The sequence below is a fragment of the Thermocrinis sp. genome, assembly GCF_036781485.1.
GTDB lineage: Bacteria > Aquificota > Aquificia > Aquificales > Aquificaceae > Thermocrinis.
In genome coordinates this window covers 25,055-43,347 of the sequence record NZ_DAIQAX010000008.1, presented here as the reverse complement: position 1 = coordinate 43,347, position 18,293 = coordinate 25,055, and the positions used below count along the sequence as shown (strand labels likewise).

21 protein-coding genes are annotated in these 18,293 nt (G+C 41.0%); 9 read left to right on the top strand and 12 right to left on the bottom strand.

Annotation, left to right across the window (positions count from 1 at the left end; all coding sequences use genetic code 11):
• Positions 1-187: 187 nt before the first annotated feature.
• Together ccsA and dxs are read right to left on the bottom strand one after the other, a co-directional pair.
• Positions 188-943, bottom strand: coding sequence for a cytochrome c biogenesis protein CcsA (ccsA, locus tag V7P40_RS05665; RefSeq protein ID WP_333785003.1), 756 nt, complete (start codon positions 941-943; stop codon positions 188-190).
• Positions 944-953: 10 nt separating this feature from the next.
• The gene (dxs, locus tag V7P40_RS05660; protein WP_333785002.1) at positions 954-2,816 is read right to left on the bottom strand and encodes a 1-deoxy-D-xylulose-5-phosphate synthase; all 1,863 of its coding nucleotides are present in this window, start codon (positions 2,814-2,816) and stop codon (positions 954-956) included.
• Between the two features lie 188 nt (positions 2,817-3,004).
• Here dxs and ilvE point away from each other — a divergent pair, with 188 nt between their 5' ends.
• Both ilvE and V7P40_RS05650 read left to right on the top strand, forming a co-directional pair.
• The gene (ilvE, locus tag V7P40_RS05655) at positions 3,005-3,922 is read left to right on the top strand and encodes a branched-chain-amino-acid transaminase (RefSeq protein ID WP_333785027.1); all 918 of its coding nucleotides are present in this window, start codon (positions 3,005-3,007) and stop codon (positions 3,920-3,922) included.
• Positions 3,912-4,985, top strand: a complete 1,074-nt coding sequence (locus V7P40_RS05650; RefSeq protein WP_333785001.1) for a M28 family peptidase — start codon at positions 3,912-3,914, stop codon at positions 4,983-4,985. The genes ilvE and V7P40_RS05650 overlap by 11 nt, the downstream gene beginning before the upstream one ends.
• A gap of 164 nt (positions 4,986-5,149) precedes the next feature.
• On the opposite strand, the gene V7P40_RS05645 is transcribed toward V7P40_RS05650, so the two are convergent.
• The 3 genes from V7P40_RS05645 to V7P40_RS05635 all read right to left on the bottom strand — a co-directional run bounded on the left by V7P40_RS05645 (position 5,150) and on the right by V7P40_RS05635 (position 7,152).
• Entirely contained in the window at positions 5,150-5,344 is a 195-nt protein-coding gene (locus V7P40_RS05645; protein ID WP_333785000.1) for a hypothetical protein, read from the bottom strand.
• Positions 5,345-5,563: 219 nt separating this feature from the next.
• The gene (gene acpS, locus V7P40_RS05640; RefSeq protein ID WP_333785026.1) at positions 5,564-5,905 is read right to left on the bottom strand and encodes a holo-ACP synthase; all 342 of its coding nucleotides are present in this window, start codon (positions 5,903-5,905) and stop codon (positions 5,564-5,566) included.
• A 5-nt stretch (positions 5,906-5,910) separates the two neighbouring features.
• Complete coding sequence (locus V7P40_RS05635; RefSeq protein WP_333784999.1) at positions 5,911-7,152, bottom strand: nicotinate phosphoribosyltransferase; 1,242 nt, start codon at positions 7,150-7,152, stop codon at positions 5,911-5,913.
• A gap of 29 nt (positions 7,153-7,181) precedes the next feature.
• Here V7P40_RS05635 and leuS point away from each other — a divergent pair, with 29 nt between their 5' ends.
• The 7 genes from leuS to aroE all read left to right on the top strand — a co-directional run bounded on the left by leuS (position 7,182) and on the right by aroE (position 12,095).
• Entirely contained in the window at positions 7,182-8,990 is a 1,809-nt protein-coding gene (leuS, locus tag V7P40_RS05630; protein WP_333784998.1) for a leucine--tRNA ligase, read from the top strand.
• A gap of 70 nt (positions 8,991-9,060) precedes the next feature.
• A complete protein-coding gene (locus V7P40_RS05625; protein WP_333784997.1) occupies positions 9,061-9,522 on the top strand; it encodes an iron-sulfur cluster assembly scaffold protein in 462 nt (153 codons plus the stop codon).
• Positions 9,519-10,565 carry an asparagine synthase-related protein gene (locus V7P40_RS05620; protein WP_333784996.1) on the top strand — a complete coding sequence of 349 codons (1,047 nt, stop codon included), beginning with the start codon at positions 9,519-9,521 and terminating at the stop codon, positions 10,563-10,565. The genes V7P40_RS05625 and V7P40_RS05620 overlap by 4 nt, the downstream gene beginning before the upstream one ends.
• Positions 10,552-10,803, top strand: a complete 252-nt coding sequence (locus V7P40_RS05615; RefSeq protein ID WP_333784995.1) for a sulfurtransferase TusA family protein — start codon at positions 10,552-10,554, stop codon at positions 10,801-10,803. The genes V7P40_RS05620 and V7P40_RS05615 overlap by 14 nt, the downstream gene beginning before the upstream one ends.
• A complete protein-coding gene (locus V7P40_RS05610; RefSeq protein WP_333784994.1) occupies positions 10,800-11,036 on the top strand; it encodes a DUF1858 domain-containing protein in 237 nt (78 codons plus the stop codon). The genes V7P40_RS05615 and V7P40_RS05610 overlap by 4 nt, the downstream gene beginning before the upstream one ends.
• A 1-nt stretch (position 11,037) precedes the next feature.
• Positions 11,038-11,289 carry a NifU family protein gene (locus tag V7P40_RS05605; protein WP_333784993.1) on the top strand — a complete coding sequence of 84 codons (252 nt, stop codon included), beginning with the start codon at positions 11,038-11,040 and terminating at the stop codon, positions 11,287-11,289.
• Complete coding sequence (gene aroE, locus V7P40_RS05600) at positions 11,286-12,095, top strand: shikimate dehydrogenase (protein ID WP_333784992.1); 810 nt, start codon at positions 11,286-11,288, stop codon at positions 12,093-12,095. Before V7P40_RS05605 ends, aroE begins: the two co-directional genes overlap by 4 nt.
• Here aroE and hemH read toward each other — a convergent pair.
• From hemH to V7P40_RS05565, 7 genes are read right to left on the bottom strand one after another with little or no spacing between them, the layout of a single operon-like run.
• Positions 12,025-13,011, bottom strand: coding sequence for a ferrochelatase (gene hemH, locus V7P40_RS05595; protein ID WP_333784991.1), 987 nt, complete (start codon positions 13,009-13,011; stop codon positions 12,025-12,027). The genes aroE and hemH overlap by 71 nt on opposite strands.
• Positions 13,012-13,016: 5 nt before the next feature.
• Positions 13,017-13,721: a 1-(5-phosphoribosyl)-5-[(5-phosphoribosylamino)methylideneamino]imidazole-4-carboxamide isomerase gene (gene hisA / locus V7P40_RS05590; protein WP_333784990.1), complete on the bottom strand. Its 705-nt coding sequence runs from the start codon at positions 13,719-13,721 to the stop codon at positions 13,017-13,019.
• On the bottom strand, positions 13,718-14,929 hold the full coding sequence (locus V7P40_RS05585; protein ID WP_333784989.1) for an EAL domain-containing protein: 1,212 nt from the start codon (positions 14,927-14,929) through the stop codon (positions 13,718-13,720). Before V7P40_RS05585 ends, hisA begins: the two co-directional genes overlap by 4 nt.
• Before the next feature lie 41 nt (positions 14,930-14,970).
• Complete coding sequence (locus V7P40_RS05580) at positions 14,971-15,231, bottom strand: hypothetical protein (RefSeq protein ID WP_333784988.1); 261 nt, start codon at positions 15,229-15,231, stop codon at positions 14,971-14,973.
• A complete protein-coding gene (gene ftsZ / locus V7P40_RS05575) occupies positions 15,228-16,307 on the bottom strand; it encodes a cell division protein FtsZ (protein WP_333785025.1) in 1,080 nt (359 codons plus the stop codon). The genes V7P40_RS05580 and ftsZ overlap by 4 nt, the downstream gene beginning before the upstream one ends.
• Positions 16,307-17,557: a cell division protein FtsA gene (gene ftsA / locus V7P40_RS05570; RefSeq protein ID WP_333784987.1), complete on the bottom strand. Its 1,251-nt coding sequence runs from the start codon at positions 17,555-17,557 to the stop codon at positions 16,307-16,309. Before ftsA ends, ftsZ begins: the two co-directional genes overlap by 1 nt.
• Positions 17,558-17,561: 4 nt before the next feature.
• Positions 17,562-18,287 (bottom strand): hypothetical protein, encoded by a 726-nt coding sequence (locus V7P40_RS05565; protein ID WP_333784986.1) that lies wholly within the window; start codon positions 18,285-18,287, stop codon positions 17,562-17,564.
• Positions 18,288-18,293 lie beyond the last annotated feature (6 nt).

Here is an 18,293-nt window from a genome sequence, read left to right as displayed (position 1 = left end):
TTAAGTGGCAAAGATTACAAGGTAAGCATAAAGAGAATGGTTCCATGCTGTAGGAAGAGCGCTTCAAGTGATATATACGTTTGCTTTTTGGGTTTATGTAAGAGCTATTATCTGTGGCTTGCGGTGGATGAAGAAGGCAGAATAGACTCATGGACCGCTGGTATGTAAGTGCTGTAAGCAACCTTATTTATATGCTATGCCTAACAAAAAGGAGACTAATAATAGATAAAAGAGTTCCTATCATAACCCCTTCTGAAAACCTTTTTGGCTTGATCTTTTTGAGTAAGTTCAAGTGAGAAAGTATAGCATAGTAAATCCAAAGAAGAAGGGTTATTACAAGTTTTGGGTCGTCTATCCAGTGCTTTCCAAATTGGGAGCGTGTCCAAAAACTGCCAAACACTAAGGTTATAGTAAAACCTAAAAAAGCTAAGCTTGTAAATAATCTCTCTGCTGTTATCAAGCTGTTTAAAGGAACGTAAGCTTGAAAAAGGGTATGTGTCTTTAATCCTCTCTCTATTAGCAGCTTAAGAGAAGAGGACATGCCACCCAGAAAAGCAAACAAATAGCTTAGTGATGCAGATATAAGGTGTAAACCGTAAAGAGTGCTTTTGTATGGAGAAGGAGAAGAGGGCAAAGCAAAGAGCGTGGAAAGAAACCCTATAAAAGCGGCCATATAGCTAAAGTAAAGCAGCCTGCTGTATTTGTATGATAGGAGAATAAAAGCTAAGACTAAAAGGTTGCCAAGCAGGGAAAAAAAGCCATAGATATCACCAAAGGGAAAGGTATTTTGATCTAAGTATCTAAGGGCAAAGTATATAAAATAACAAATTAAGGCTAAGCCCATAAACCCATTGGCTAAAAATCTGTGAGACTTTGAGGTTAGAAGATTGTAAATACCAAAAAAGGAGGAAACAAGGTAAAGGAATAAAGCTAAAAAGAGCATAATTAAAAGTTTAAAACACCTTCTTCAAAGCTTGCCTTATACTTCTTGCTATACCTTCCGCATCTATTCCTACTAAATTCCGGAGGAGATTCTGATTTCCGTGCTCTACAAACCTATCCGGGACTCCAAGCATGATTACTTTTTTAACGATCCCCTTTCTGGAAAGAAATTCCAAAACTCCAGAACCAAACCCCCCCACTATGGTGTTGTCCTCTACGGTTATAAACAGATCATACCTTGAGCAAAGGTCCAAAAGCATAGACTCATCCATGGGCTTTACAAACCTTGCATTTACCACTCCCATTTTTATACCTTCCTTTCTGAGTTCTTCTGCTGCTCTTAGTGCCTGATATACAGGATAGCCCACCGCAAGGATTACACCATCTTCTCCGTCTAAAAGCTCCTCCCAAGAGCCTATGGGTACGTTTTTCGGTTCTTCTACTGGCACGCCGTAAGCTGGACCTCTCGGATATCTAAGGGCAAAGGGAAGGGTTTGGTTTAGTCCAGTGTACAGCAAATCAACCAGTTCTTGCTCATCCTTTGGCGCGCAAACTATCATGTTTGGCACTATCCTAAGATAGGATAGGTCAAAAACTCCGTGATGGGTTGGCCCGTCCTCCCCCACAAGTCCCCCTCTGTCTATGGCAAAAACCACGTGTAGCTTCTGAAGGGCTATGTCGTGTATGACCTGGTCGTAGGCTCTCTGTAAGAATGTAGAGTAGTAACAGGCCACTGGCTTTAGGCCCTCCGCTGCTAGTCCTCCTGCAAAGGTGCATGCGTGCTGTTCCGCAATGCCCACGTCAAAAAACCTTTCTGGAAACCTCTTGGCAAACTCCACAAGACCTGAACCTTCCTTCATAGCCGGTGTTATAACCACTATCTTTTCATCCTTTTCTGCCATCTCCACGATAGCTTTTCCAAAAACTGAAGTCCAAGTGGGAGGAGAGGGCTTTTTTATAAACTCTCCAGATTCTCTCTTGTAGGGAGCTACCCCGTGCCAAGTAACCGGGTCGTTTTCCGCTGGCTTGTATCCTTTACCCTTTTTAGTGTATATGTGGAGAAGAACTGGACCTTCTATGTCCTTTATATTTTTCAGGGTTGTTTCTAAAGCTGGTAGGTCGTGTCCATTCACCGGACCTATGTAGTTAAAGCCCAGTTCTTCAAATATTATCCCAGGGGAGATAATACCCTTTAAGAACTCTTCTGTAAGCTTTACTAATCTTTTGGCAGGGCTTCCAAGATGTTCTGCTATACGTTTTACCTTTTGACGGGTTTCTTGCACAAAGTGCCCGCTTATGATCTTACTAAGATAGGTTGATATGGCTCCAACATTTGGAGATATGGACATCTCATTGTCATTCAGTATGACTATAAACTTGCTCGGTCTTAAATGACCTGCGTTGTTTAGGGCTTCAAAAGCCATACCGGCAGTCATGGCACCATCACCTATAACCACAACCACGTATCCATCTCTCTTGAGAAGATCCTTACCAACCCTGAAACCTAAACCCGCAGATATGGATGTGGAGCTGTGCCCTGCACCAAAGGCGTCGTAGGGACTTTCTTCCCTTCTGAGAAACCCAGATATGCCTTCATACTGCCTTAATGTAAGAAATTGATCCTTTCTATCTGTGAGGATCTTCCAAGGATAAGCCTGGTGTCCAATATCCCAAACTATAACATCCTTTGGAGGATCAAAAACCCTAAGTAAGGCTATGGTTAGCTCAACCACTCCAAGACCCGGAGCCACATGCCCACCATTTTTGGCAGTTACATCTATTATGTAGTCTCTTACCTCTTGGGCGAGTTGCTCGAGTTCTTTGTAATCCATATACCGTAAGTCTATAGGTCCCTTGTAGCCTTCCAAAAGCATAATATTTAATATATGCGATATTATAGCAAGTGCTCTGTTAGCTATGTTCTTTAAATACCATCTTTTTCCCTTTGGTTACCTTTAGAACTTGCCAAGCACTTTGAAACACCTGAGTTGGCTTCCCTACATGGACTTGGCTCACTCTCAAGATATATCAGAAACATGGATTGATGTATAATACATTACCTATGGAATATGCCTTCTTTGAGGACTGTGTGGTTCCAGTTGAAGAAGCAAAGATCAGTATAAAGACAAATTCTTTTCACTACGGCACAGCCATTTTTGAGGGTATAAGAGCCTATTGGAATGAGGAAGAAGAGCAGCTTTACATACTCTTTGCCAAAGAGCACTACCAGAGGCTCATAAACAACTGTAAGGCTATGTTCATGGAGCTTAAGTACTCTGTGGAAGACCTTGTGAATATTACCAAGGAGATTCTAATAAAAAGCCAAATAAAGGAAGATGTTTATATAAGACCTATAGCTTACTTTAAGGACCTTGCATTAACTCCAAAGCTTATTGGTTTTACTCCAACCGTGGCTATATACATTTACAAATTTGGAAGGTATTTAGACACTTCAAGGGGGGTTAGGGTTAAAGTATCGTCTTGGATTAGGAATGATGACAACTCTATCCCTTCCAGGTGGAAGGTATCGGGTGCTTATGTAAATAGTGCTTTGGCAAAGACCGAAGCTCTCCTTGCTGGATACGATGAGGCTATAATGCTCAATCAAAATGGTTTTGTAGCTGAGGGCTCTGGGGAAAATATATTTATAGTAAGAGGTAGAAAGCTTATAACTCCATCATATTCAGAGCACATACTGGAAGGTATAACCAGATCTGCTGTTATAAAGCTTGCGAAGAATGAACTCGTGCTTGAGGTTGAGGAAAGGCCAGTGGCAAGAAGCGAGCTTTATGTGGCTGACGAGGTCTTTCTGACAGGAACAGCGGCGGAGATAACTCCCGTGATAGAGATAGATAACAGAAAGATAAACGGGGGAAAGGTAGGAATTATCACTAAGGAACTTCAGGAATTGTACTTTAAAGCTGTTAGTGGTAGGATAGATAGATACAAAGTCTGGCTCACACCTGTTTATGAAAAGTGAAACATACGAAGAGCTAAGAGAAAGATCCTACGAGTACCTGACATTAAACAGATTTCCTGGCACCAAGGAGCACAAAGAGGCAAAAAGCATTATAAAAAATCTTCTTAGGGAAAAGGGGATTCCTTTTGTGGAAGAGAATTTTTTAGTAAAAAAGCGTGTGCCAATTGGAGCCTATCTGAAGGTAAACGAGCATTATATTAGAGCTTTCCCTTTTGTTGGAAGCTTAAGCGGGACTTTTGAGGGATACGTAAAGGAAAACTTTGTAGAAGGAGACATAGCCCTTCAAGAAGCAAAGAGCATAAACTTTGAACTAATAAAAAGCAAGAATGTAAAAGCGGTAGTATGCTATCTTAATAGCTTGGACCATATATTCTACGGTGGGGTACAAGAAGACCTGGCTATAGTCTCTATTAAAAAAAGCGACCTTCCAAAGGTGAAGGATTTTTACGCTAAACTTTACGTGAAAAGTAAGGAAGAAGTTATCAGGTGTAGCAACATACTGCTTGAGCTGGGGAAAGGTCCTGTAGTCTATCTGGTGGCTCACATGGACACAAAGCCAGAAACCTATGGAGCGGTGGACAATGGGCTGGCATCCTTCATACTACCTTACATCTACCAAGAGCTAAGGGAAGATTTTAGGATTCCCTTTAGGATCAGAGTTCTTATAACTGACTGCGAGGAAGTAGGTTTGGAAGGTGCCAAACATCACCTAAGCAAGGTAATAAAACACGCATACTACTGCCTAAACTTAGATGGTATAGGATGGAGCAGTCCAGCGATTATATACAGGGACAGCGATGGATACAACGATTACGAACTATCTGAAAAGTTTTATAGAATAGCAAAGCAGGTAGGATTGGAAGCTCAGCTAAAGGCAGTTCCGTCTGCAAAAAGCGACCACATACCGTTCAAAAAGTTAGGGCTAAAAACTCTGTTTTTAAGCTCTCATCCACTTCCTATCAGACATACGATCTGCGACAATTACGACGCCATAGATTGGCAAATAGCAAGGCTTTGGTTTGTGGCTATTTTGCACTTTTTGAAAAACTTAGGAAGAACCTAAAACACAAAAGCTAAAACTGTCATATCCCCTAAGGCATAAAACCCGTGAGGCTCCTCCCTTTCGTAAAGAACATAATCCCCAGCTGTCTTCATTTAGAAGCATCTTCTTCGTGGGCATAAGCTGGGAAAACTCCCTTTCAGAAGTAGAGATCACCTTTGCCATGGCTAACCTCCAAACCTAAGTTTTATTGCAAAGAATACTATCAACAGAGACAAAAAAAGGTTTAAAAATCCCAACAGCCTTGCAATATAGAGGTTTATTCTTCTTTCGTATGCCCTTTTGCCAAAATAAAGGTCGTGGCTTAAGGATAAGATGACTACTCCACCAAAGGCAAGGAGTTTGTGCAAAAGTGTCCTCACGTAAGGATTTGAGAAGTCAATAAGCTGTGAAAAACCAATAATGTAATGTATATTTATCAAGCCTGTTATGAAGAGACCTGTCAAGGATAGGAATGTGCCATAAAAACTAAGCCTCTACAAGAACAAGGGCCAACATCCCACCTACCCAGACGCAGGCAAAGAGCACATGCAAAAAAAGGGCAAGCTCTTTTAAAGTAATCATTTACATACATTATAGGCCTACCTTATTATAAAGGCAACCGCTACCGAATACTCTTTTTCGTGCGATAGGGAGATCAAAAGGTTAAGATCTTCTAACCCTTCTCTTAAGAGTTTAACCTTTGCAGGTTTGCCAAAGTCCCCGAGTATTTCTATCTCAGAAAACTTTAAAAGGATGCCAGTATGCTGATATACAGCCTTTAAAACTGCCTCCTTCCCAGCCCATCTGGCAGATAAGCAGGCTATGAAGTCCGCCCGAGCTTTACAGTATTCAATCTCAACAGGCGTGTATATGCGTTTTAGAAACCTCTCTCCAAATCTATCCACTACCTCTTTTATCCTCCTGTTGGAAACTATATCCACACCTATCAATACTCTACCTCTACCTTGTATTCGACCTTTTGCAGTCTTTTGAGCTCATCTGGTAGCTGGTTTAATTGCTCCAAGAGCTTCTCTCTGATTTCCTTTAATGTTGGTAGTGGAAATGTTAGCCTTTTTACAAGCCCACCTTCTTTGTATCTAATCACTCTGTCGTAGTAAAATTTCCCATCCTTGAAGTGTCTTAATACCTGTCTTTTGTAAGGAAAGGTCTTTTTCCCGGGGCTTTCCTTGAACTTAGGTTTCCCTTCATATTCCACCAGTTTATAGGCTATGTCCAAGTATGGTGCGTCTGAGGAAGTTAGGACCTTTGTCCCTACGCCAAAGGCATCTATAGGCACCCCTTCCGAAAGCCACTGCTCTATGTCATACTCGTCCACCCCACCACTGACCAAAATTTTCACCTCCTTAAAACCTTCTTCGTCAAAAAGTTTTCTAACTTCTCTGCAAAGCTGGGGAATATCTCCGCTGTCTATTCTCACACCCAAGACTTTGATTCCATCCCTCATAAGTTTTAAAGCCTTGCGGGCCCCTTCAACCGTATTGTAGGTATCTATCAAAAGAAAGACCCTGTCTGGAAAGCTCTTTGCAAAAGCTCTAAAAGCTTCCTCCTCTTCATCAAAGATCATGACGTAAGAATGAGCCATGGTGCCAAATACTGGTATTCCATACTGCATACCAGCTTGAAGGTTTGATGTTCCGTTGAAACCTGCTACATAACAAGCCCTTGCCCCTAAAAGCCCAGACATAGGAGAATGGGCCCTCCTTAAACCAAAATCCACCAAGGCCCTACCCTTAGCTGCAAGGTAGCTTCTAACAGCCTTTGAGGCTATAACAGTTTCAAAGTGTATGGTATTTATAACAAGCGTTTCTATCAGCTGGGCTTTTGGAAGCGAACCCTCTACCTGAAGGATAGGCTCATTTTGAAAGAATATGGTTCCCTCTTCCATAACGTAAAAGTCAAGGTCAAGCTCTAACTCCCTCAAATAGTCCAAAAACCAATCTTTGAATATGCCTAAGCCTTTCAGATACTGTAATTCCTTATCTCCAAACCTGTAGTTTTCTAAGAGCTTTATCAGAGTCTCAAGACCAGCAGCCACTAAGAAATTCCTTTCCTTTGGAAGCCTTCTGACAAACAGACTAAAAACAGCCTTTCCTGTTTTTCCGTGCTCTAAGTAGCTCTGTGCCATTGTAAGTTCGTAAAGGTCAGTCATCAAAGCAGTGCTTTCCATGGCTTGAGAATTATAATAAATACCTTGGCATGGAGAAGCAGTATAATCCAAATGAAATAGAAAAAAAGTGGCAGGAGATTTGGGAAAGAGAAAAGGTGTATTCTACCAAAGAGTCTGGTGATAAGTGTTATGTTCTTGAGATGTTTCCCTACCCTTCTGGTAGGATTCATATGGGGCACGTTAGAAACTACACCATCGGGGATGCTTTAGCTCGCTTTTTGAGGATGAAGGGTAAAAACGTTCTTCACCCGATGGGGTGGGATGCCTTTGGCCTTCCTGCGGAAAACGCTGCCATAAAGCACGGAGTGCATCCGGCTAAATGGACCAAAGAAAACATAGCCTACATGAAAAAACAGCTTCAAAGCTTAGGACTTTCTTACGACTGGGACAGAGAAATAGCCACATGCGACCCTGAATATTACAAGTGGAACCAGTGGATATTCATAAAGCTCTACGAAAGGGGGCTGGTTTACAGAAAGGAGGCGGAGGTAAATTGGTGTCCGAACGACGAGACAGTTTTGGCAAACGAGCAGGTGATAGATGGAAGATGCTGGAGATGTTCCACACCAGTAATCAGAAAGGAGGTTCCCTCTTGGTATATAAAGATCACTGACTATGCAGAGAGACTTTTGGAAGACCTAAAACTCTTGGAGGGTAAGTGGCCTGAGAGGGTTATCATTCAGCAAAAAAACTGGATAGGAAGGTCCGAAGGAGCCATTCTTAAGTTCTTTGTGGGAGATACTCCTATAGAGGTTTTTACCACAAGACCGGACACGGTCTTTGGGGCTACCTTCGTAGTGCTTGCACCGGAGCATCCACTTACCTTAAGCCTTGCCAAGGAAGGTGGGAGGTTAGAAGAAGCGGAAGCTTTTGTTAAAAAAATGAAGAGCATGTCTTCCAGAGAAAGGGGAATACAGGAAGAGAAAGAGGGAGTGTTTTTAGGAGTTTATGCGGTAAATCCCGCCAATGGAGAAAAGATTCCAGTATGGACCGCAAACTACGTGCTCTACGAATACGGAACTGGTGCCATAATGTGCGTGCCTGCCCACGACCAAAGGGATTACGAGTTTGCCATAAAGTATGGACTTCCCATAAAACCTGTTATAAAACCTCTTGAAGGGGAACTACCAAAGGATAAAGCATACGAAGGACCAGGCGTGCTGATAAACTCCGGACAGTTTGACCGCATGGACTCTCAGAGTGCAAAAAAGGCAATAACCCAGTGGCTAAAGGAAAGAGGTTTGGGAGAATTTAAAATAACTTACAAACTCAGAGACTGGAACATATCCCGTCAAAGATACTGGGGAACGCCTATACCCATAATCTACTGTGATAGATGCGGAACACTTACCGTGCCAGAGGACCAACTGCCCGTACTGCTTCCAGAAAACGTTAGCATATCCGGACACGGTAATCCCTTAGCCCAGGTGGAAGAATGGGTAAATACCACTTGTCCAAAGTGTGGAGGACCTGCCAGAAGAGAAACAGATACAATGGATACCTTCTTTGATTCCTCTTGGTATTTTCTAAGGTTCTGCGACCCAAAGAACGACAAAGAGATCTTTGACAAGGAGAAGGTAGATCGTTGGATGCCTGTGGATTATTACATAGGTGGGATAGAGCATGCGGTCTTGCATCTCCTTTATGCCCGCTTTTTCCAAAAGTTCCTTTATGATCTTGGGCTTGTCAAAGACGTCGAACCTTTCCAAAGGCTGATCACTCAGGGAATGGTTTTAAAAAGGTGGGTAAGTGTGGAAAGATTTTTGGAGTTTTTGGGATTGAGTATAGAAGATTCTATAGAGGAGCTTAAAGCTAAAATCTATGAGCTTAATAGTTGATAATAATCATTGAAAGCTTCCCAGCAAGTCCTAAACTATAAGCTCATCTTACTTGTAGGAGGTGTTAAACATGTTTGAATACAGCGAAAAGGTGCTTGACCACTTTTTGAACCCAAGGAACGTGGGCGTTTTGGAGGACGCAAACGGAATAGGTCAGTGTGGAAATCCTGCCTGTGGAGACGCCATGCTGTTTACCATAAAGGTAAATCCAGAGACGGACGTTATAGAGGATGTTAGGTTTAAAACCTTCGGGTGTGGTTCTGCTATAGCAGTTTCCTCTCAGCTTACTGAGATGATAAAGGGCAAGACTATAGACTATGCACTCAACCTTACTTACAAAGACATCTTTGACGAACTTGGGGGTCTTCCACCGCAAAAGATCCACTGCACAAACCTTGGCTTGGAAACTCTACACGTGGCCATAAAGGATTACCTTATCAAACAGGGAAGGTTGGAAGAAGCGGAGCAAATTCCAGGTTGTTATGAAGAAGAAGAGGAAGAAAAGAGCGAATTTGAATTTTTGTCCCTATGAGTGACGTAAAAGCCCTTGCCCTCCTTTCTGGAGGGCTTGACAGTAGCTTGGCCATAAAGCTTATACAGGAGCAAGGTATTCAGGTTCATGCCTTCCATTTTTATACAGGCTTTTGCATAACCGAGCATAAAAGAAGGCTTGGCATAAAGAAAAAGGATGGCTCTCATTACACAAACCCAGCCCTTAAAGCTGCGGTTCAACTAAACGTGCCTTTAGAAATAGTAGACATATCGGAAGAATACTTTGATGTGGTGTTAAATCCAAAGTATGGATACGGTGCTAATGTAAATCCGTGCATAGATTGTAGGATAATGATGCTCAGAAAAGCTAAGGAGATAATGCAGGAAAGAGGTTATCACTTTGTTATAACAGGAGAGGTCTTAGGACAAAGGCCTATGAGTCAAAGGATGAACACGCTCAGACTCATAGAAAAAGAATCTGGTTTGGAAGGCTACATCCTAAGACCGCTCTCTGCAAAACTTCTGCCACCTACCATCCCGGAAAAGCTCGGATGGATAGATAGAGAAAAGCTCCTTGGGATCAGGGGTAGAGGAAGGAAAGTGCAAATAGAGCTTGCTAAAAAATACGGCCTTGACTACGAACAGCCAGCTGGTGGATGCTGTTATCTGACCGATCCAAACTATGCCCTAAAGTTTAGAGAAACGTTAAATGTAGAGGGGAGGATAACTAAGGAGGATTTGTTAATTCTGTCTGTGGGTAGACATCTCCGTTTGCCTTCTGGAGCAAAGCTTATTGTGGCAAGGAACGAAGGGGAGCTAAACTTTTTAAAAGGTTTTACAAACCGATACGGTTATGCCAGAAGAGAAGACCAAAAGGGTACCTTGGTGCTTATAAAAGGCATGCCAACAGAAGAAGAGTATCCCATCATAGCAGGCATAGTGTGCAGATACTCCAAAAAAGAACCCGCAACGGTGCTTATAAAGATTGGAGATAAAGAAACCCGCCTTTGGGCAGAACCGGCAACTGAAGAAACCATAGAAAGTCTTAAAATAATTAAGGAGAAGGTCCATGGAGTTGAATGATATAAAGCCAGACGTGATTCATGATGTGGTAGGGACGTTCTGCCCAGTGCCCATATCAGAAACCGCAAAGATGATAAGGCAAATGAAAATAGGCCAGATTTTGGAATTGATAGCAGATGACCCAGGTGTGGTAGAGGATATACCAGCTTGGTGCAAGACCACTGGACAGGAATTTTTAGGTCTTTATGAGGAAGATGGCGAATACCATCTTTTTGTCAAGAAGGTAAAGGAGCTATGAAAGAAAGGCTGAACTTGGATACAAACCTGAAGGAGCTTTTAGAGAGATATCCAGATGCTAAAAAAATACTGTGGGAATATGGATTAAATAGGCTTGAGGAAGAGGACTTGGTTGATGTGGTGTCAGATAAGCTAACAATAAAAGGCTTTTTTAGACTTATGGATTTGGATGAGGATGCTCAGGGAAAAATCTGGTTAGAGATACAAAATTTAATAAGAGAATCGGAGGAATGAGATGGAAAAGGAAAGATTGAAAGAAGTAGAAAATGTGTTGGATAAGATAAGACCAGCCCTAAAAGAGCATCATGGGGATCTAAGGGTGGTGGATATAAAGGATGATGCGGTATACCTTCAGTTTGAAGGTGGATGCACCGAATGTCCCATTGTGGACGCTTCCTTAAAGGATGTTGTGGACATTGCTCTTAAAGGCAATTTAAACTGGGTGAAGAAGGTAGAAATATCCGTTCCAAAACACAGTATTTTATGAACATCTCCGGTAATACTTTCCTTTATGGAGTGGTGGGATATCCTGTAAAGCACTCCCTTTCTCCCCTGTTTCAAAATAGGCTCTTTGAGTATGTAGGTTTAAATGCGGTTTATGTTCCCTTTGAGGTAAAGCGGGAGGAGTTGAAAACCGCCTTTGAAGGTTTAAAAGCTTTGAATGTAAAAGGTATAAACCTAACCATTCCGCACAAAGAGGCAATCGTTGATATGTTGGACTTTGTTCATCCGGATGCAGAAAAAATAGGAGCGGTAAATACTGTTAAGTTTGGAGAAAGGACTGAGGGCTATAACACAGATTGGATAGGTTTTTTAAACAGCTTAAAGGAGACTGTTGGAGAGTTAAAGGGAAAAACAGTTTTGGTTTTGGGTGCAGGTGGTTCTGCACGTGCGGTTTTGTATGCACTGGAAAAGGAGAATGCTAAGGTCTATCTTTGGAACAGAACCAAAGAAAAGGCAAAGAATCTTTCGGAAATTTTTAAATCCGAAACTGTTTCCTCACCTGAAGAGGTTTTAGACTCTGCACACATAATCGTAAATACCACCTCTGTAGGTCTAACAGAAGATTATTTGCTTTTTGACTATTCTCTTTTGAAGGAAGGTCAAGTGGTATTTGAGCTGATTTACGGAAAAAACACCCTTCTGAAGGAGTGGTCTCAAAAAAGGGGCGCAGTATATTTGGATGGTCTTAAAATGCTGGTTTATCAGGGATTAGAAAGTTTCAGGATTTGGACTGGGTGTAAGCCAAATCCGAAAGTTGCCTTTCAAGCTCTTGAAAAGCACTTAAAGTGAGCTCTTTCAGAAGTTCTATATAAGTTGGATGGTCTTTCAAAGTAGGCACCCTTATAAACTCTTCCACTCCAAGCTCCCTTGCCATGTTGTGGTATAGATGGTCCAGCTCGTATAGCGTTTCGGAATGCTCACAGGTAAAGGAAACTGGTATAAGTACTATCCTTTTTCTTCCAGAATTTATAAGCTCTTTCAAAAGCTCTTCCGTTTCTGGTTTAAGCCACTTTGTTGGACCTACTTTGCTCTGATAGCCCAAGGCATACTCTACCTTAGGGAAATGCTCCATTATTAGCCTTACTGTTTCTTCCGTCTGATCTTTGTATGGATCTCCCCTCTCTATGACTTTAACCGGCAGACTGTGAGCTGTAAATAGAAAGAAGTACTCCTCTGGCCTTTTCACACTGGAAAGTATGTTTTCTACCATGGCCTTTATGTAGAGGGGATGGTTGTGATAGGATTTTATTTTGACTACTGGAAGGTTAAGTCCGAGTCTTTTGTATACTCTGTCAAATTCGTTGAAAGAGGAGCCAGTGGTTGTTTTGCTGTATTGAGGATACATAGGAAGGAGTATAAAGCCCTTTGCACCCTCCTGCAGAGCTTCCTTTACTGCTTCCTCTATAAAGGGTTTCCAATACCTCATAGCCACCTTGACAGTAAAGTTCTCTGGTAAAAGTTTTTGAAGTGCCTTGGCTTGTATTTCCGTTTGTTCCCTTTGGGGAGACTTCCCTCCCATCAGCTCATAGTAATGCCTTGTTTTCTTTGCCCTGAACTTAGAGATAAAGAAGGCAATAGGCTTTTGAATTGGCCTTGGAATCTCTATTATGTCATGGTCTGAAAAAAGGTTGAATAAGAAAGGCTCAACCGCATCCAGAGAGTCAGGACCGCCCATATTGAGCAAAAGCACCGCAAATCTTTCCATAGTCATTATTCTAATTCTTCCAGCTTTATCTTACCTTCGTATATTGCCTTTCCAACCACCACTCCTTCCACTAAACCTTTCAATTTTTTAAGATCCTCTATGCTTGCTACGCCACCGCTTGCGAGAACGGGCTTTTTGACAACCTTTTTAAGCTTGACGTAAGGCTCCACGTCTATCCCTTCCAAAGTGCCATCCTTCTCCACCACAGTGTAAAGATAGCCCCATATAGGTTTTTCATCGTAAAGCTTGGCAAGCTCATCTGGAGTGTATGGACTGCCTTCTTTCCACCCTGCTACGGAAACCACACCACCCTTACTATCCACCGACAGAACTACCCTTCCTGGAAAGGAATCTAACATCTCTTGAAAAACTTCCGGGCTTTTTACCGCTACAGTGCCCACCACAAAAAGATCTATGCCAATCTCATCAAAAATTTTTAAAGTCTGCAAATCTCTCAGACCTCCACCAACCTGCACAACACCAGAAAAAACCTTTCTGATGTTTTTTATAACTTCCAGATTTTTAAGAGTGTTACCAAAGGCACCGTCCAGATCCACTACATGAATACGCTTAAATCCAAAATCTTCAAATAGCTTGGCAATTTCCTCTGGATTGTTTGAATAAACCTTAACTTTTTCCTCCTCCCCCTTGTATAATCTGACCACCTTTCCATCCCTTAAGTCTATGGCTGGGATCAAAAAGTCCTTCAAAGTATTACCTCAGGCTTACCTATGTAAAAACCTTGGGCGTAATCCGCACCATACTTAATTGCAAGCTCTAAGTCCTCATTACTCTCTATGTGTTCTATAACCACCCTATAGCCTAACCTTTTTAGTCCCGCTATTATCCATCTTAGCATATTTCTTCCTTCCTTTAGAAAAAAGCCATCCACTTTAACCATGTCTGGTTTTGTCTTCAACAACCTTTCTACAGAGGAGTTTTCAACTCCAAAATCATCAACGGCCACCTTGAAACCCAAAGATTTTATATTGTTAACTACCTCAATTAATTCATCTGTTGTAGCTGTTATTTTACTTTCTGGTATTTCAATGACTACATTTTCAGGTCCTATACCTGCATTTAGTAATTCCTCCTTAAAATCTCTTAGCTTAGCTTTGCCTTTCGCTAAATAGTTAACAAAATTAGAGGGCATATTAAAAAACAATTTACCTTTTATCTTACCACTTTTCCATATTTTGATTGCCTTATCAAAAACAATTTCCTCAAAAACCGTTAGAAAAGATAGCTCTGAAACTTGATCTATAAAAGCTGACGCGGGAAGATACTCATCTCCAACTTTCAGACGCATGAGCACTTCGTAACCTTCGATTGATTTGTCTCTAAGATTCAATATGGGTTGGAATGCAGGAACTACCCTGTTTTCTTCTATTGCTGAAATTATATTATCTAAGCCTATATACTGTCTTACCGATCTCTTAGTATAAACTATGGCTTCTTTCTTTCTCTTGGCTTCGGCAACTTTTTCTTCTAAAAACTCCATTAAATCATCAGGACTTTCTCCATCTTCCGGATAGGTGCAAATACCAAACGTAATTTTGACAGGCATACCGTCAACTTCCAGATTTGACATTTTACTCTCTAATCTACTTACTACCATTTGAGCACCATCTTTGTCTGTCTCTAGTAGTATTATTAGAAAACTACCACTTTTGTACTTTCCAGCTATATCGTTTCTTCTAACGCTTTCGCCGATTATGTTTGCCACAGTTACAAGTATTTGATTGCCTACAGAATAACCCTTCTGTTTGTTTATACCTCTCAAATTATCTATGTCAACAAGCACAAGGGAAAACTTCCTGCATTTTCTTTCGTGAAAGTAAAATACCTTTTTTAGTATATCCATAAGACAAACTGTGTTGGGAATCATAGTTTCCCTATATAGGTCAAGCAAGGTCATATGTTTACGCTTCATTCAAGGTAGTTATTAATTATAAAAATTTACTTGTACAAAAATATTATTAACTTCCGTTCTTCTTTGCACTCCCTTATTGCACAGATGTGAGTAAATTCGGATGGTTTTAATTTCCCTGCGTATCCCGTCTTCCTGTTGAGAAAATATACTCTATCCTCCAAATGCTCTTCTTCATTGTATCGGAAAATATCTTTCCTTTTTACCTCAACTAAGACTCCCCTGTAGCCGTATATAATACCCAACAAAAAAGCTAAAACCTTATCAGCTCTAGTATCTATTTTTCTCAAATTTTTCTCTTTCTGCGTAGGTATGCAGGTAGTTCCTCTATATCGGGCTGAACGGGTTCTACCACAGATTCCGGCACCACTTTTGGTAGTTGTTTTTGTTCCTTCTTTAGAACACGAAACTGTGTTTGCTGATTTACATTTTCAAAATCTGTAGCCACCACTGCAACACGCATAAAGTTCTCTTTGTTCTGCTCTAGTATTGCTCCAAATATAATCAGAGCATCTTCGTGTGCTTCTTCTCTAATTCTACTTATGGTCCCCTCTACATCTCTGAAGGATACATCTTCGCTCACCCAAAGGGTAATCAGTAGTCTTCTTGCTCCAGAGACTGTATTCCCTTCCAATAGAGGGCTTGCTATGGCTTGATCTACTGCAAAGTCTCTTTTGTTATCACCCTTACCCTCACCTATACCTATAAGCGCTAGCCCACCCTTTTCCATAACTGTGCGCACATCCGCGAAATCCACATTTATAAGAGCGGGAGTTACAACTATGCTCGTTATACCTCTTACAGCCTTTGACAAAATATCATCCACCATCTTGAACGCATCCTTTATGCTAAAGTTTTTCTCCGAAATCTCCACTAACTTTTGGTTATTTATCACTATATAAGTATCAACCACATTCTTTAATCTTTCCAATCCTTCTAATGCGACTTGCATTCTTTTTTGACCCTCAAAGTTGAAAGGTTTTGTAACCACTGCAACAGTAAGAATGCCCATATCTTTTGCCGCTTCTGCAATCACAGGCGCTGCGCCAGTTCCCGTTCCTCCCCCCAGTCCTACAGCTAAAAATAGCATATCTGTGTTTCTGAGGACATCCTTTATTTTGTCTATATCCTCCAGTGCCGCTTGTTCTCCAATCTCTGGCCTTGCTCCCGCACCTAACCCTCTTGTGACCTTTTCTCCTATCTGTATTTTGTTAGGTACAGAAAGGGAGGTAAGATGTTGTACGTCGGTATTTATAGCAAAAAGCTCCACACCTTCAATCATATCAAGATACATTCTGTTGACCGCGTTAGACCCACCTCCTCCAATTCCAAATACCTTTATTCTCGTTGGGTTTACTATATTCATCATAGCACCTCCTTGAAGAAGGATTTTAATTTGTCTAACCAACCATTAAGTTTTATCTTGTCCTCGCTCGCCACATTTTGAGGGTTTTGATAATTAACTGGATAACCATGCACAGATCTTGATTTCAATCTAAGTAAACCCACTGCTGTGGAATAAGCTGGATCTTGTATCCTTTCTTTTAATCCTATAACCCCCATAGGATAGCCTATCCTAGCAGGTAAATCCATATACCTTTCAAAAAATTCTTTTATACCACCAAGCTTTGAAGAGCCCCCGGTTAGTATAATGCCCGCATTTATAGTGGAAATGTTTATTCCTTGAGAATTTATGTATTCCAAAACACGGTCAGCAATCTCCTCCAATCTTATCTGTATAACTTCAGCTAAGCTTTTTTTACTAACCATAGCCTCTTTATCCTCACCCCTAGGTTTAATCTTAATCCTCTCTGAGTCATTCACTAAATCGGATAGGGCAAAACCATGCTCCAGTTTTATCCTTTCTGCCTGTTCTATGTTTACCTTCATAAAATGGGCAATGTCCTTTGTTATGCTATTGCCTCCCATAGGTATAGTTCCAGTCAGTATGGGAGAGCCTTCCGTAAAAAGGATAAAATCCGTAAGACTTGCACCAATGTCTAAAAGTAAAGCCCCTTCTTCTTTTTCTTCTTGCGTTAGCACTGCTTCCGCGCTTGCTATTATAGAAGGGTATTTATCAGCTATATTCAAACCGCTTGATTTCACAGCTTTTTCAACATTTCTAAGAAGTGTGGTCCCTACTTTAACTATATGCACCTCCGCAGCTAATTTAGACCCAAGAAGCCCCACCGGATAAAGAACTCCTTCCTGTTCGTCCAAGATAAACTTTCTTGGGATTGCGCTTATTATCTCATAGCCTTCCTCCCTTGCCCTGGTTGTCGCCCTCTCTATAATTCTGTCTATTTGGGCCTCATCTATTTCAACAGGTTGAGGAGAAATGTTTATAGTATCCCTTTCATTTTGACTTTTTAAAAGTGGGGAAGAAATTCCAAGATTCACGGAATTGAGTTTAACACCGGCCATTTCTTGAGCTTCTTTTATAGCACGTAGTATTGAGCCTACAGCCAAATCCAGTCTTTTTATTTGTCCTTTCTCTATTCCTTTACTTGGTACTTCACCTATACCTATAACATGCATGTCCCCGTAGCTATCAATTTCAGCTACCAGAGCTACAATTTTGCTCGTGCCTAAGTCCAGAGAAGCCACAGTCTTCATGCCTTCAATCGTCTTCCTTTATAATAGCCATGCTCCCCGAAATTATAATAAGGCTCGTAGAATTCATCTCAAGTTTATTATAAACTTTTTCGATTCTATCAAACATATAAGAGTCTAATCTGCTAATTGGGGGCAAAACTATCTTATTACTGGATACGTATACAATCGTACTTCTATCAGTTACATAAATCTCTTTTATTTTCAGGTCCATTTCTTTTACGAAATCTATAAAGGCCTTTAGATTAGGGAAGTGTTTTTTTATGTAATCAAAGGAAAAAGTATATACAACTGGCAATATGCCTTCCATCGCTGGGTTATAAAAAAATTCACCTTTATGATCAATCAGCAAAATATTAGTATCGTGGACTACAGAAGCTATAGCCCTCCTTTCCTGAACCTCAACGTTAATCTTAGCACCATCCCAGGTTATTTCTCTTTTTATCCTTACTTGCTCTATAGAGTTCTTTGTAAGTTTATTTGCCTCAGCTAAGAGTCTATCAGAGCTCAAAAATAGCCAATTGCCCTTTGAAGCTTGATAACAAGCTGAAGAGATAATGTTCGGCGATACTGTTTGTGTTCCAGAAACCTGAATTACCCTTATCTTAAATAAGGGTATGGTATCTAAAAAACCTGGTAAAAAGAATCCACCCAAAGCCATAGCGATGAGCCATACTATGGCTAAGGAATACTCAAGCCAGGTTTTCCAACTTGTTTTCCCTTCCTCTTTCATAACTAG